Raw genomic sequence first — 14,225 nt, 5'->3', positions numbered from 1 at the left:
GCTTGTCGGTCAACGACGGACCAATAGCACTCCAGACTCCATGTGGTGCGTCCAGGGGAACTGGTCGAACAGCGCGCAGCGTTCGATACGGTGGGTATCGTTGAGCTGGGCGATGTTGGCGGCCAGGGTCTCCGGGTTGCAGGAGATGTACAGGATGTTGTCGAAGCGCCGGGTCAGCTCGCAGGTGTCCGGGTCCATGCCGGCGCGCGGCGGGTCGACGAACACGGTGCCGAAGTCGTAGGACTTCAGGTCGGTACCGGCCAGGCGGCGGAACGGGCGCACCTCGTTGAGGGCCTGGGTCAGCTCCTCGGCGGACAGACGCACCAGCTCGATGCTGTCGATGCCGTTGTCGGCCAGGTTGGCCAGGGCGGCATTCACCGAGGTCTTGCTGATCTCGGTGGCCAGCACCTTGCGCACGCGGGTGGACAGCGGCAGGGTGAAGTTGCCGTTGCCGCAGTACAGCTCGAGTAGGTCGTCCTGGCGCTCGCCGAGGGCGTCATAGGCCCACTGCAGCATCTTCTGGCAGACCGTGCCGTTGGGCTGGGTGAAGGCACCCTCCGGCTGGCGGTAGCTGAAGGTGCGACCGGCCACGGTCATTTCTTCCTGTACGTAATCGCGACCGATCACCAGGCGCTGGCCGCGCGAACGGCCGACCAGGCTGACGCCCAGCTGGGCCGCCAGTTGCTCGGCCTCGGCCTGCCACTCGGCGTCGAGCGGGCGGTGGTAGCACAGGGTGATCAGTGCATCGCCGCTCAGGGTGGTGAGGAACTCGACCTGGAACAGCTTGAACGCCAGTACCTTGCTCGCCTGCCAGGCGGCCTTGAGCTGGGGCATCAACTGATTGATGCGCGCGCTGGCGATGGGGAACTCGTCGATCAGGATCGGCGTGTGTTTGTCGCCGGCCTCGAACATCGCGTAGTGGCGCTCGTCCTGCTCGCGCCACAGGCGGAACTCGGCGCGCAGGCGGTAGTGCTCGCGCGGCGAATCGAACACTGCCGGCTCCGGCGCCGCGAAGGGTGCCAGCAGCTCGCGCAGGCGGGCGACCTTGTCGTCCAGCTGGGCGGCGTAGGCCGCCTGGTCACCGATGCGGATCATGCGTTGACGCCGAAGGCGAACTTGGCGATGAAGATCGCGGCGAGGATGGCCAGCGCCGGGTTGATCTCCTTGAAGCGACCAGCCATGGCCTTGATCACTACCCAGGCGATGAAGCCGAAGGCGATGCCGTTGGCGATGGAGAAAGTCAGCGGCATGGCCAGGGCGGTGATCACGACCGGGGCGGCGACGGTGATGTCGTCCCAGTCGATTTCGGCCAGGCCGGAGGTCATCAGCACGGCGACGAACAGCAGCGCCGGCGCGGTAGCAAATGCGGGTACGGTGCCGGCCAGCGGGGCGAAGAACAGCGCCAGCAGGAACAGCACGGCGACCACGATGGCGGTCAGACCGGTGCGGCCACCGGCGGCCACGCCCGAAGCGGACTCGATGTAGCTGGTGGTGGTGCTGGTGCCGAGCAGCGAACCGCCCATGGCCGCGGTGCTGTCAGCGATCAGGGCGCGGCCCATCTTCGGCAGGTTGCCGTCCTTGTCCATCAGGCCGGCGCGCTTGGCTACGCCGATCAGGGTGCCGGTGTTGTCGAACAGGTCGACGAACAGGAAGGCGAAGATCACGCTGATCATGCCCACTTCGAAGGCGCCGGCCAGATCCAGCTGGAGGAAGGTCGGGGCCAGCGACGGCGGCATGGAGACGATGCCGCCGAATGGGGTGACGCCGATGGCGATGGCGATGGCGGTGACCACCAGGATGCCGATCATCACTGCGCCGGTAACGCGACGGGCTTCCAGGGCGACGATCAGGAAGAAGCCGAGGATCGCCAGCAGCGGGCCGGGGGAGGTGAGGTCACCGAGGCCGACCAGGGTCGCCGGGTTGTCTACCACCAGGCCGGCTTCCTTCAGCGCGATCAGCGCCAGGAACAGGCCGATACCGGCGGCGATGGCCGAGCGCAGCGGCAGCGGGATGCTGTTCACGATCCACTCGCGGATGCGGAAGATCGACAGCAGGAAGAACAGGGTGGCGGAGATGAATACCGCGCCCAGTGCGGTCTGCCAGGTGTACCCCATGTGCAGCACCACGGTGTAGGTGAAGAAGGCGTTGAGGCCCATGCCGGGCGCCAGGGCGATCGGGTAGTTGGCGATCAGGCCCATTACCGCCGAGCCGATGGCTGCGGCCAGGCAGGTGGCGACGAACACCGCGCCCTTGTCCATGCCGGTTTCACCGAGGATCGCCGGGTTGACGAAGAGGATGTAGGCCATGGTCAGGAAGGTGGTGATCCCGGCCAGGATCTCGGTGCGCACGTTGGTGTTGTGTGCCTTGAGTTGGAACAGCTTTTCCAGCATGGTGAACTCCCCTTGGGGCTGGTGCGGCAATGGTCTGCGGACTGCGAAAGCAAAGCACAAAGGCCGCCATCTCGAAGGATCACGAGGGCGAATTTGGGCCGGGTCCGGAAAAGCCGCGCACTATACCAGCTCACCCTCGAACGGTGAATTTATGACCGGACGGACAGTATCGGTTTCCGTCCGTGGAGGAAGCAGATGACTCGCCGCGCCCTGATCGCCGTCGCCGACGGCGTGGAAGACATCGAAACCATCACCCTGATCGACGTGCTGCGCCGCGCCGAAGTGGAGGTGGTGGTCGCCAGCATCGAGAGCCGGCGCATGTTCACCTGCGCCCGTGGCACCCGGGTGACCGCCGACACCATGCTGGTCGACGTGCTGGCCCAGGACTTCGACCTGATCGCGCTGCCCGGCGGCATGCCCGGCGCGCAGCACCTGGCCGAGCATGTGCCGCTGGCCGACAAGGTGCGCGAGCAGGCCCGCGCCGGCAAGCTGTTCGCCGCCATCTGCGCCGCCCCGGCCCTGGCCCTGCAGGGCTACGGCGTGCTGCGCCAGCGGCGCATGACCTGCTACCCGGCCTTCAGCGATCGTCTGTCCGGCTGCACCTTCGTCGATGCGCCGGTGGTGGTCGATGGTAACTGCATCACCGCCCAGGGCCCGGCCGCCGCGCTGGAGTTTGCCCTGACCCTGGTCGAGCAACTGGTCGGCCGGGGCACGCGCAAGGCAGTGGCCGAAGCCATGCTGGTGCCGGCATGAGGGCGCTGCTCGCGGCATTGTCGCTGACTCTTCTGGCCGGCTGCGCCAGCGAGGCGCGCCTGTCTTCGGCGGAGCACCGCCTGGGCATTCATACGGCGCGCAGCGCCAGCGCCGATGGCCTGCAGGCCATGACCGATCGCCACAGCGGCGTGCGCTTGTGGATAACCCCGCAAGCGGTGCTGACCGAGGCGGATGTGCAATTGGCGGAGATGGCGATCACCCCGGCGGGCGAGCCGGCGGTGGTGCTGACCCTGACGGACGGCGGGCGCGACACCCTGGCCGAGCTGACTCGGGCCCAGGTCGGCCAGCCATTGGCCTTCTTAGTCGATGGTGAGCTGCGCCTGGCGCCGATCATTGAGGAGCCGGTGGTCGATGGCCGCGTGGCACTGACCGGGTTCGATTCGCTGCAGGAAGCCGAATCACTGGTGCAGGACTGGAATCGCTGAGCCCGAAAACAAAGAACCGGTGAGCGCGGGACGATCACCGGTTCGTCTGGGGCACTTCACGCGAACATCCTTCTGCAGTACGAGGAACGCCTGTTCTGTGTGGGTAGCCGGCCTGGGATCAGGCGACGTCACGACCTTGCTTGGTCTGGAAGTAACCGCTGTCGGCAACATCGCGACCTTGCTTGGTCTGGAAGTAGCCGCTGTCGGCGACGTCACGGCCTTGCTTGGTTTGGAAGTAGCCACTGTCGGCAACATCACGACCTTGTTTGGTCTGGAAGTAACCGCTGTCGGCAACATCGCGGCCTTGCTTGGTCTGGAAGTAACCGCTGTCGGCAACGTCACGACCTTGCTTGGTCTGGAAGTAGCCACTGCCGGCAACATCGCGACCTTGCTTGGTCTGGAAGTAGCCACTGTCGGCAACATCGCGACCTTGCTTGGTCTGGAAGTAACCGCTGTCGGCGACGTCACGGCCTTGTTTGGTCTGGAAGTAGCCGCTGTCGGCAACATCACGACCTTGTTTGGTCTGGAAGTAACCGCTGTCGGCAACGTCGCGACCTTGCTTGGTCTGGAAGTAGCCACTGTCGGCAACATCGCGACCTTGTTTGGTCTGGAAGTAACCGCTGTCGGCGACGTCACGACCTTGCTTGGTCTGGAAGTAGCCGCTGTCGGCAACGTCACGACCTTGCTTGGTCTGGAAGTAGCCACTGTCAGCGACATTGCGGCCTTGTTGGGTGTTGAAGTAGCCGCTGTCGGCATAGGCGCCGGCGGACAGGGTGGCGGTAATCAGGGCGGTGGTGAGAAGAAGCTTTTTCATGATCGGTGACCTCGTACTGGGGGGTGGTTGAGGAGTACGGGGCCTATGGTCGTGGCTGACCCGTCCCGACGGAAGTCAGCCTTTTCCATAGTAGGAATCGATCTCGCTAATGATTGAAGCAACCCTTGCCAGCGCTGCGTTTCAGCGCGGTCAGTGGCAGCAGTCGCGCTCGTCGAGGGCCTCCAGCAGGCGGCAATGTTCGGCATGGCCGCTGTGACAATCGGCCAGTTTGCTCAATTCGGCGCGCATGTTCTGCAGGTCGCGGATGCGTGCCTCGATGGCGTCGAGGTGCTCGCGGGCCATGCGGTCGGCCGCGTCGCAAGGGCTCTCGGGATGGGCGGCCAGGTCGAGCAAGCCACGAATCTCCTCCAGGCTGAAGCCCAGTTCGCGGCCGCGACGGATGAAACGCAGACGTCTGACATCCACCGCCTGGTAGTGGCGGTAGCCCGAGGGGCTGCGCTGTGGCGCCGGCAGCAGGCCGCTACGCTCGTAGAAGCGGATGGTTTCCAGGTTGACGCCGCTGTCGCGGGCCAGCACGCCGATGGTGATGGGCTTGCTCATGTTGACTCCGTAGCGACTACAGGGTTTAGCCTAGTCTGCACCTTGAAGAAGGAGATGCCAAATGGGTGCTCACTGCTGCAATCACGATACCGGCCCCGCACACAACGACGGGCGCTACCGGCGCATCCTGTGGATCGCGCTGCTGGTCAACCTGGCGATGTTCGTGGTCGAGATCGGTGCGGGCCTCAAGGCCGGCTCGGTCTCGCTGCTGGCCGATTCGCTGGACTTCATGGGCGACGCTGCCAACTACGCTATCAGCCTCTGGGTGCTGGGCATGAGCCTGGCGCTGCGTGCCCGCGCCGCGCAGTTCAAGGCTGCATGCATGCTGCTGTTCGGTGTCGGCGTGCTGGGCGCGGCGCTGTGGCACTGGTGGCAGGGCGAGGTGCCGAGCGCGCCGACCATGGGTGTGGTGGGTACGCTGGCGCTGCTGGCCAACCTCGGTGTGGCGGTGCTGCTGTATGCCTACCGCGAGGGTGACAGCAATATGCGCAGCGTCTGGCTGTGTACCCGCAACGACGCCCTCGGCAACCTCGCCGTGCTGGCGGCGGCGCTGGGCGTGTTCGGTACCGGCAGCGCCTGGCCGGACCTGATCGTCGCCAGCATCATGGCTGCACTGGCAATCACCGCCGCCATCCAGGTGCTGCGCCAGGCCGATGGCGAACTGAAGGATCATCACGGCCATGCGCACTGAACTTGAGGCCGCGCTGCGGCAGGCCTTCGTCGAAGGCGAGGCAGCGCTGGGCCGGGGCGATGCGCAAGCGGCGCTGGCCTGGCTGGAGCGGGCGCATATCCTCGGCCAGCGCCTGGCGCTGCCGCATGCACGGGCCCATTGGCTGATGCTGCGCGCCGGCTGGATGCTCGGTGACTGGCGCGAGGTGCTCGGGCAGCTGCCGCGCATCGTCGCCGCGCTGCTGTTCTCGCGGATCTGGGTACCGCTGGGCAATACGGGCAGGGCGCGGGTCAGCGCGTTCCAGCCGCTGCCTATCGACCCGGAGCTGCGCCGGCTGCTGGGCTGATAAGGCCCCGCGGCTTCCTCGGGCGGCGCCGCAGCGACAGTCCGCCACAGTGGCAATCCACCGCAGTGGCAATCCACCACAGGGTTGCCGCAGTGGCGCCGCGCTACTCTTCAACTGTCCCTTGATCCAGGTCAATGACCCGCTCGGGACGGCATGCTGGCTACCTTGGCCTGCTGCGCGCGGCACCCCATTTCCATAAGAACAATTTTCCAACAGCGGACTCCAAAAAACCTGGAGCCGTCGGACGGTCTGGAGGCATCGCCAGCCCGTGAGTCGCGTTGTGCGCTCACGCGGCGCGGATTCGACGCCTGCCAGCCGCGGATACAACCTGACCGAGGAAGTCCCATGTTCGGCTTAGAAGCCCTGGACCTGGCGCGAATACAGTTCGCCTTCACCATCTCGTTCCACATCATCTTCCCGGCCATCACCATCGGTCTTGCCAGCTATCTGGCGGTGCTCGAGGGGTTGTGGCTGAAGACCGGTCAGGAGGTCTATCGCGACCTCTATCACTTCTGGTCGAAGATCTTCGCCGTCAACTTCGGCATGGGCGTGGTCTCCGGCCTGGTCATGGCCTACCAGTTCGGCACCAACTGGAGCGCCTTCTCCGACTTCGCCGGCTCGGTCACCGGGCCGCTGCTGGCCTACGAGGTGCTCACCGCATTCTTCCTCGAGGCCGGCTTCCTCGGCGTCATGCTGTTCGGCTGGAACCGCGTCGGCCCCGGCCTGCACTTCTTCTCCACGGTGATGGTGGCGGTCGGCACGCTGATCTCGACCTTCTGGATCCTCGCTTCCAACAGCTGGATGCAGACCCCGCAGGGCTTCGAGATCGTCGACGGCCGGGTGATCCCCACCGACTGGTTCGCCGTGGTGTTCAACCCCTCGTTCCCCTATCGCCTGATGCACATGGCCACCGCGGCGTTCCTCGCCACGGCCTTCTTCGTCGGCGCCTCGGCGGCCTGGCACCTGCTGCGCAAGCGCGACAACCCGGCGATACGCCAGATGCTGTCGATGGCCATGTGGATGGCGCTGATCGTCGCGCCGATCCAGGCAGTGATCGGCGACTTCCATGGCCTCAATACCCTGGAGCACCAGCCGGCCAAGATCGCCGCCATCGAGGGCCACTGGGAGAACCGGCCCGGCGAGGCGACCCCGCTGATCCTGTTCGGCTGGCCGGACATGGAGCGCGAGGAAACCCGCTTCAAGGTGGAGATTCCCTACCTCGGCAGCCTGATCCTGACCCACAGCCTGGACAAGCAGGTGCCGGCGCTGAAGGAGTTCGCCAAGGAGGATCGGCCTAACTCGACCATCGTGTTCTGGTCGTTCCGCATCATGGTCGGCCTGGGCATGCTGATGATCCTGGTCGGCGTGTGGAGCCTGTGGCTGCGCCTGCGCGGCCGGCTCTTCATCTCGCGCCCCTTCCTTTTATTGGTGCTGTGGATGGGCCCGTCCGGGGTGCTGGCCATCCTCGCCGGCTGGTTCACCACCGAGATCGGCCGCCAGCCTTGGGTGGTCTACGGCCTGATGCGCACCGCCGACGCCTCCTCCGGGCATAGCGTGGCGCAGATGGGGCTGACCCTGGTGATGTTCGTGGTGGTGTATTTCGCCGTGTTCGGCGCGGGCTTCAGCTACGTCATGCGCCTGGTGCGCAAGGGCCCAATCACCAACGAAGGCAAGGAGCAGGGCATCGGTGGCCCCGGCCAGCAACGCACTCCGGCGCGGCCGATCTCGGCGGCCGACGAGGGCATGGAAGATGACGACAGCAAAGACGACCTGGGCGAGAGGAACTGAACCATGGGCATCGACCTTTCACTGATCTGGGCCGTCATCATCGTCTTCGGCGTGATGATGTATGTGGTGATGGATGGCTTCGATCTGGGTATCGGCATCCTCTTCCCGTTCGTGCCGGACAAGGGCGAACGCGACATCATGATGAACACCGTGGCGCCGGTCTGGGACGGCAACGAGACCTGGCTGGTGCTCGGCGGTGCGGGGCTGTTCGCGGCCTTCCCGCTGGCCTACTCGGTAGTGCTCAGCGCGCTGTACCTGCCGCTGATGTTCATGCTCATCGGCCTGGTGTTCCGCGGCGTGGCCTTCGAGTTCCGCTTCAAGGCCAAGGACCACAAGCGGCACATCTGGGACAAGGCGTTCATCGGCGGCTCGCTGATGGCGACCTTCTTCCAGGGCGTGGCGCTGGGCACCTTCATCGAAGGCATCCCGGTGGAGAACCGTGCCTTCGCCGGGGATTCGCTGAACTGGCTGTCGCCGTTCCCGCTGTTCAGCGGCCTGGGCCTGGTCGCAGCCTACGCACTGCTCGGCTGCACCTGGCTGATCATGAAGACCGAAGGCCGCCTGCAGCGGCAGATGCATGACATGGCGCGGCCATTGGCGCTGGTGCTGCTGGGAGTGATCGGCATCGTCAGCATCTGGACCCCGCTGTCGCATGAGGCCATCGCCCAACGCTGGTTCAGCATGCCCAACCTGTTCTGGTTCATGCCGGTGCCGCTGCTGGTGCTGGTGACCTTCTTCTACCTGCTGCGCTCGGTGGCCAACGACGATGACATCAAGCCCTTCGTGCTCACCCTGATCCTCATCTTCCTCGGCTACAGCGGCCTGGGCATCAGCCTGTGGCCGAACATCGTGCCCGGCTCGCTGACCATCTGGCAGGCCGCCGCACCGCCCCAGAGTCAGGGCTTCGCCCTGGTCGGCGCGCTGTTCATCATCCCGTTCATCCTGATGTACACCGCGTGGAGCTACTACGTGTTCCGCGGCAAGATCACCCCTGACCATGGCTACCACTAGAGGCGGGCCCGCGATGGATAACGTCGAGAAGAAACCCCTGTGGCAGCGCCTGGGCTGGTTGGTACTGATCTGGAGCGCCAGCGTGCTGGCGCTCGGTGCGCTGTCCTACCTGCTGCGCCTGTTCATGAATGCGGCGGGGCTGAGTACGCCGTAACGGTCATTCTGGCCCGACCGCAATGCGGTTGGGCCAGGTGCACTGTCCTACCGAAAATCGGCAGCAATTGAAAATTGTTCTCAGTGGATATATTTTCTCGCCTTTCGCGAGATGTAAGAGTCTGCTGTGTCCGCGCCCACCGATCCCCAATCCGCCGACGGCCAGTTCGAGAGCCATTCCGCCGAGCTGCTGCGTTTCCTCACGCGGCGGGTCAAGTGTGCGGAACTGGCGGCCGACCTGCGCCAGGAAACCTGGCTGCGCTTTCGGCGGCGTGATTCGGGTGAGGAGATCGGCAACCTGCGCGCCTTTCTCTACCGCATCGCACGCAACCTGATCATCGACCATCACCGCCAGCAGGAGTCGCGCCCGCTCGAGGAGGAAATCTCCGCCGAGCTGGTCAGCGCCCAGCCAGGCCCGGAGCGGGCGGCCAGCGATGCCCAACGCCTGGAGCAACTGCAGCGCGTGGTGCAGGGCCTGCCGCCGCATCTGCGCCAAGCCCTGTTATGGAATCGCCTGGACGGGCTGACCCAGCGTGAGATCGGCGAGCGCCTCGGTGTCTCGGAAAGCATGGCCGGACGCTATATCCTGAAGGCCCTCGAACACTGCCAGCAGCAGATGGACCCGCAGCCGTGACTCATTCCTCGCTCCTCGACCAGGCCCGGCAATGGCAGGTGCTACTGCACTCCGGCCGTGCCACTGCCGCAGACCGCGACGCTGTGCAGGCCTGGCGCCAGGCTGCACCCGAGCACGAGCAGGCGCTGCGCGAGGTGGAAGGGCTGTGGGGGCTGCTTGGTCAGATCGAGCGTCCGGTCGAGCTGCCGCAGGTGCGTGCGGTACGCCGCCCGCGACGCTGGGCGATTCCACTGGCCAGCGCGGCCGTGCTGCTGCTCGCCCTGTGGTTGCCGCAGGGTACCTGGGTCGGCCTGTATGCCGATGTCAGCACCCGACCTGGCGAGGTGCGCGAGCTGCGCCTGGAGGACGGCTCGCTGCTCACTCTTAACGGCGACTCGGCACTGGACTGGCAATTCGTCGACGGCCACCGCGAGGTCAAGCTGTACCGCGGCGAAGCGGATTTCCAGGTGGCTCATGACCCGGAGCGGCCATTCACGGTCAGCGCTGGCGAGGCGCGTATCCGCGTCACCGGAACACGCTTCGACGTGCGCCTGGAGGAGGGCGGCGTCGACCTGGCGGTGAGCGAGGGCCGGGTGCTGGCCACCAGCGAGGGCCGCGAGCCACAGCCGGTGGTGGCTGGCCAGCAGGTGCAGTGGCGCGCTGGTGAACTGCAAGCCGTGCAGGCACTGGACGCTCGCCAGCGCCTGGCCTGGCAGCGCGGCAAGCTGGTGTTCCGCGACCGGCCGCTGGAGCAGGTGTTCGCCGAGCTCGAACGCAGCCAGGGGGCGCGGGTGCTGTTCGTCGACGATGCGGTGCGTGCGCTGCAGGTGACCGGCGTGTTCGCCCTCGACGATCCGCAAGCGGTGTTGAACGCCGTGGAGACCGCCTTGCCGGTGCGCCTGGTGCGCTTGCCGGGGCTGATCCTGGTCGCTTCGCGCAGCTAGAACCTGCGGCGCGCCTGGGTTTCAGAGAGAGCAGAAAATATTTTCGCGACGTCGGTTCAGAAATCGACGGCGCTTTCGTCTTCTGTCCCTGCAAATGCGACTTCTTCGCATGAAATAGCCAAGGACACCCAGCATGCGGTCGATCTCTTACTTCCCGGCACTCGCCGCCCTTCCCCTGGCACTCGCCGCCGCTCACGCGCAGGCAGTCGAACTCGACGTGCCGGCTCAGCGTCTCGACGCGGCACTGACCGACTTCGCCGAGCAGGCCAACGTGCGCCTGCTGTATGACGCTGGCCTGACCCGCAGCAGTGGCGAGGCGCCGGCGCTGAAGGGCGACTACTCGGTGAGCGAGGGCTTGCAGCGCCTACTGCAGGGTAGCGGCCTGACCTTCCAGGTCGGCGCCGACGGCACCGTTACCCTGGTGCCGCTGCCGGCCGAGCAGGGCGCCGTCGAGCTGGGTTCCAGCACCATCAGCGGCGTCGCCGACGGTCGTACCGACCTGCCGGCCGAATACGCCGGGGGCCAGGTGGCCCGTGGCGCGCGCATGGGCATGTTGGGCAACCAGGACATGCAGGATGTGCCGTTCAGTTTCAGCAGCTACACCAGTGAGCTTATCGAGAACCGCCAGGCGCAGAGCCTGGGCGATGTGCTCAACAGCGATCCGGCGGTGCGCCAGTCCTACGGCTTCGGCAACTTTGCCCAGGTCTTCGTGGTACGTGGCTTCCAGCTGTACACCGATGACATCGCCTTCAACGGCCTGTACGGCATCTTGCCGCGGCAGATCATCTCCACCGAGGCGGTCGAGCGGGTCGAGGTGTTCAAGGGCGCCAATGCCTTTCTCAACGGTTTTGCGCCAGGCGGTAGTGGTATTGGCGGTGCGATCAACGTGGTGTCCAAGCATGCCGAGGACACCCCCACCCGCAGCGTGACCCTGGATTACGCCAGCGATACCCGCGTGGGGGGCCATGTCGACCTGGGACAGCGCTTTGGCGAGGACAACCGTTTCGGCGTGCGTGCCAACCTGGCGCAGCGCGAGGGCGAGACCGGCGTCGACGATGAAAGCAGTCGCTTCGCCCTGGCCGCCTTCGGCCTGGACTATCGCGGCGAGCGCCTGCGCCTGTCCACCGACTTCGGCTACCAGAAGCAGCGTGTCAACGAGGGCCGCTCGCCGGTCTACCTGACCACGGGCCCGGCGCTGGGCGGCAAGATTCCGGATGCGCCGGATTCGAAGACCAACTACGCGCAGCCCTGGAGCTGGTCGCAGCTCGAAGACACCTACGCGATGTTCAACGCCGAGTACGACCTGAGCGACAACTGGACCGCCTACCTGGCCGCCGGCGGCAAGTACACGCGTGAAAACGGCGTCTACGGCTCTTCCTATATCTACAACTCGAGCGGTGCCACCCGTATCGGTCGCCTGTATTCGCCGCTCGATCAGGAAACCCTCAGCACCGCCGCCGGCCTGCGCGGCAACCTGGTCACCGGCCCGGTCAGCCACCAGCTCAATCTGGCGTACAACGGACTGTGGCAGGAGAAGCGCAACGCCTACGAGTCGACCCTGGCGGGCAACCGTCGCTTCGGCAATCTCTATGATCCGGTAGTGGTGGCGCCGCCGCCTGCGAATACCCGCGCCGGCGATATCCATGATCCCGACACCACCGCCAAGGTGGCGACCCGCAGCTTTGCGGTCTCTGACACGCTGGGCTTCTTCGATGACCGCGTGCTGCTGACCCTGGGCGCGCGCCATCAGATCGTAGGCTCGGATGCCTGGAGTGCCCTCAACGGCGCGCGCACCGCCAACTATCAGGAGAGCATCACCACGCCGGCTTATGGCCTGGTGATCAAACCGACCGAGTACCTGTCGCTGTACGCCAACCGCATCGAGTCGCTGCAGCAGGGGCAGACGGCGCCGAACACCGCGAACAACCCCGGCGAGATGTTCGCTCCCTACCGGGCCAAGCAGACCGAAGCCGGCATCAAGCTGGATTGGGGCACCTACGGCGGTGGCCTGGGCATCTACGAGATCGAGTTGCCGCAGGGCGTGCTCGGCAGTGACAACTTCTATCGCGTCGACGCGCAGCAGCGTAACCGTGGCGTGGAGCTGAACCTGTTCGGCGAGCCGCTGGCCGGCCTGCGCGTGATCGCCGGCGGCACCTGGATCGACTCCGAGCTCAGCGGCGGGGCCAGCGCCACCGAGGGCAAGCGCGCGGTGGGCGTGCCGGAGTTCCAGTTCAACCTGAGTGCCGACTGGGATGTGCCGGGCGTGCAGGGCCTGGCGCTCAACGGCATGCTGCTGCGCACCGGCGGGCAGTATTACGACACCACCAACATCTACAGCATTCCGGCCTGGACCCGTGTCGACCTGGGCGCACGCTACGCCTTCGCGGTCGAGCAGCATGAGGTGACCCTGCGCGCCGGCGTGGAGAACGTCGCCGGCAAGGACTACTGGGCCTCGACCAACGGCGGCTATCTGACCCAGGGCGCGCCGCGCACCTTCAAGGTATCGGCGACCGTCGATTTCTGAGTCTCTGCGCCGCATGAAAAAGGGCGCCTATGGGCGCCCTTTTGCTTTTCTCAGACCGGCCTATTTGGTGGCCTTGAGCACCACGAACTTGGGCGTGGCCGCGACCTGTTCCACGCCGCGGAACAGGCGCTTGAGTTTGGCGTGGTAGCCCAGGTGGCGGTTGCCGACGATCCACAGCTCGCCGCCGGTGACCAGCGCCGTGCGGGCCTGCTGGAACATGCGCCAGGCGAGGAAGTCGCCGACCACCTGTTGCTGGTGGAAGGGCGGGTTGCACAGCACCAGGTCGAGCGAGTCGGCGGGCTGGTCGGCCAGGCCATCGGCGGCGCGGAAGGTCGCCGCGCGCTCACCGAGCGCCGCACGCCAGTTCTCAGCGGCCGACTGCACGGCCATGTAGGACTCGTCCACCAGGGTCAGCTCGGCCGCCGGGTTGGCCAGGGCGTAGGCGATGGCCAGCACGCCGTTGCCACAGCCGAGATCGGCCACGCGCTGCGCTTGCAGGCGCTTGGGCAGATGTGGCAGGAAGGCGCGGGTGCCGATGTCCAGGTCTTCGCGGCAGAACACGTTGGCGTGGTTGACCAGCTCGATGGCCGGCTTGTCCAGCCGGTAGCGGGTCGGGTAGGGCGAGCGCGGCGCCAGTTTGCTTTTCGGCGTGGCGGTCAGCAGGCGCGCCTTCTTCACCGCCAGCGAGGCCTGCAGCGGGCCGATGTACTGCTCCATCAGTTCGCCGGCGCTGCGCGGCAAATGCTTGATCATGGCGCCGGCTATCACTGTGGCGCCGGGCGCCAGCTGGCCGTGCAGGCGGATCAGCTGCTCTTCGAGCAGGGCCAGGGTCTTGGGTACGCGCAGCAGCACCAGGTCGAACGGACCTTGTGCGGTCTCGCTGGCCGGCACGAAGTGCACGCTGTCGGCATCCAGGCCGTTGCGCGCCAGGTTCTTCTGCAGGGCCAGGTGGCCGAGGTGCGAGTCGCCGCTGCTGGTCACCCGGCAGTGCGCGGCCAGCGAGCAGGCCAGGGCGCCGAAGCTGTCGTTGAGCAGCAGCACGCGGCTGTCCGCCGGCAGGCCCAGTTCATGGACATGGGCGAGCAGGTACTCGTCGGCGGCGTCGAAGGCCTGCAGCGGCTCGTTGGCCATTTCCGGTTGGCGGATCAGGTCGAGCTGGGCGAAGGGGGTAGCGAGAATAGGCATGAAAACTGTCGGTGTTAGCCGCCGGCG

Annotated in this window: 15 protein-coding genes; 10 read left to right on the top strand and 5 right to left on the bottom strand. The window is 66.1% G+C overall.

Going from position 1 to position 14,225, the window contains the following annotated elements:
• Positions 1–9: 9 nt before the first annotated feature.
• The gene (gene trmA, locus IP89_RS08625) at positions 10–1,095 is read right to left on the bottom strand and encodes a tRNA (uridine(54)-C5)-methyltransferase TrmA (RefSeq protein ID WP_043308980.1); all 1,086 of its coding nucleotides are present in this window, start codon (positions 1,093–1,095) and stop codon (positions 10–12) included.
• Positions 1,092–2,390: an NCS2 family permease gene (locus IP89_RS08620; protein ID WP_043308978.1), complete on the bottom strand. Its 1,299-nt coding sequence runs from the start codon at positions 2,388–2,390 to the stop codon at positions 1,092–1,094. The genes trmA and IP89_RS08620 overlap by 4 nt, the downstream gene beginning before the upstream one ends.
• 195 nt (positions 2,391–2,585) lie before the next feature.
• On the opposite strand from IP89_RS08620, the gene IP89_RS08615 reads away from it, so the two are divergent.
• On the top strand, positions 2,586–3,143 hold the full coding sequence (locus IP89_RS08615) for a DJ-1 family glyoxalase III (RefSeq protein WP_043308976.1): 558 nt from the start codon (positions 2,586–2,588) through the stop codon (positions 3,141–3,143).
• Positions 3,140–3,589 carry a hypothetical protein gene (locus IP89_RS08610; protein WP_156115008.1) on the top strand — a complete coding sequence of 150 codons (450 nt, stop codon included), beginning with the start codon at positions 3,140–3,142 and terminating at the stop codon, positions 3,587–3,589. The genes IP89_RS08615 and IP89_RS08610 overlap by 4 nt, the downstream gene beginning before the upstream one ends.
• A 118-nt stretch (positions 3,590–3,707) precedes the next feature.
• Here the strand turns inward: IP89_RS08610 and IP89_RS08605 are convergent, their stop codons facing one another.
• Both IP89_RS08605 and IP89_RS08600 read right to left on the bottom strand, forming a co-directional pair.
• Positions 3,708–4,403: a hypothetical protein gene (locus IP89_RS08605; RefSeq protein ID WP_043308974.1), complete on the bottom strand. Its 696-nt coding sequence runs from the start codon at positions 4,401–4,403 to the stop codon at positions 3,708–3,710.
• Between the two features lie 150 nt (positions 4,404–4,553).
• Positions 4,554–4,964, bottom strand: coding sequence for a MerR family DNA-binding protein (locus tag IP89_RS08600; RefSeq protein WP_043308971.1), 411 nt, complete (start codon positions 4,962–4,964; stop codon positions 4,554–4,556).
• A gap of 61 nt (positions 4,965–5,025) precedes the next feature.
• On the opposite strand from IP89_RS08600, the gene IP89_RS08595 reads away from it, so the two are divergent.
• From IP89_RS08595 to IP89_RS08560, 8 genes are all read left to right on the top strand, one after another.
• Positions 5,026–5,655 carry a cation transporter gene (locus IP89_RS08595; RefSeq protein WP_043308969.1) on the top strand — a complete coding sequence of 210 codons (630 nt, stop codon included), beginning with the start codon at positions 5,026–5,028 and terminating at the stop codon, positions 5,653–5,655.
• Complete coding sequence (locus IP89_RS08590; protein ID WP_043308966.1) at positions 5,645–5,980, top strand: DUF3703 domain-containing protein; 336 nt, start codon at positions 5,645–5,647, stop codon at positions 5,978–5,980. Before IP89_RS08595 ends, IP89_RS08590 begins: the two co-directional genes overlap by 11 nt.
• 345 nt (positions 5,981–6,325) lie before the next feature.
• Entirely contained in the window at positions 6,326–7,768 is a 1,443-nt protein-coding gene (locus tag IP89_RS08585) for a cytochrome ubiquinol oxidase subunit I (protein WP_043308964.1), read from the top strand.
• A gap of 3 nt (positions 7,769–7,771) precedes the next feature.
• Positions 7,772–8,779: a cytochrome d ubiquinol oxidase subunit II gene (cydB, locus tag IP89_RS08580; RefSeq protein WP_043308963.1), complete on the top strand. Its 1,008-nt coding sequence runs from the start codon at positions 7,772–7,774 to the stop codon at positions 8,777–8,779.
• A 13-nt stretch (positions 8,780–8,792) separates the two neighbouring features.
• Entirely contained in the window at positions 8,793–8,933 is a 141-nt protein-coding gene (locus tag IP89_RS08575; protein WP_043308962.1) for a DUF2474 domain-containing protein, read from the top strand.
• Between the two features lie 126 nt (positions 8,934–9,059).
• Positions 9,060–9,566 (top strand): RNA polymerase sigma factor, encoded by a 507-nt coding sequence (locus IP89_RS08570; protein WP_043308960.1) that lies wholly within the window; start codon positions 9,060–9,062, stop codon positions 9,564–9,566.
• A complete protein-coding gene (locus IP89_RS08565) occupies positions 9,563–10,489 on the top strand; it encodes a FecR family protein (RefSeq protein WP_043308958.1) in 927 nt (308 codons plus the stop codon). Before IP89_RS08570 ends, IP89_RS08565 begins: the two co-directional genes overlap by 4 nt.
• A gap of 133 nt (positions 10,490–10,622) precedes the next feature.
• Entirely contained in the window at positions 10,623–13,013 is a 2,391-nt protein-coding gene (locus tag IP89_RS08560; RefSeq protein ID WP_043308957.1) for a TonB-dependent receptor, read from the top strand.
• Positions 13,014–13,073: 60 nt separating this feature from the next.
• On the opposite strand, the gene IP89_RS08555 is transcribed toward IP89_RS08560, so the two are convergent.
• Positions 13,074–14,198, bottom strand: a complete 1,125-nt coding sequence (locus IP89_RS08555; RefSeq protein ID WP_043308956.1) for a class I SAM-dependent methyltransferase — start codon at positions 14,196–14,198, stop codon at positions 13,074–13,076.
• Between the last annotated feature and the right edge of the window lie 27 nt (positions 14,199–14,225).

The sequence above is a fragment of the Pseudomonas sp. ML96 genome, assembly GCF_000761545.1.
Taxonomy (GTDB): domain Bacteria; phylum Pseudomonadota; class Gammaproteobacteria; order Pseudomonadales; family Pseudomonadaceae; genus Aquipseudomonas.
The sequence above is the reverse complement of the archived record's forward strand: the minus strand, read 5'-3'. Positions and strand labels throughout refer to the sequence as shown.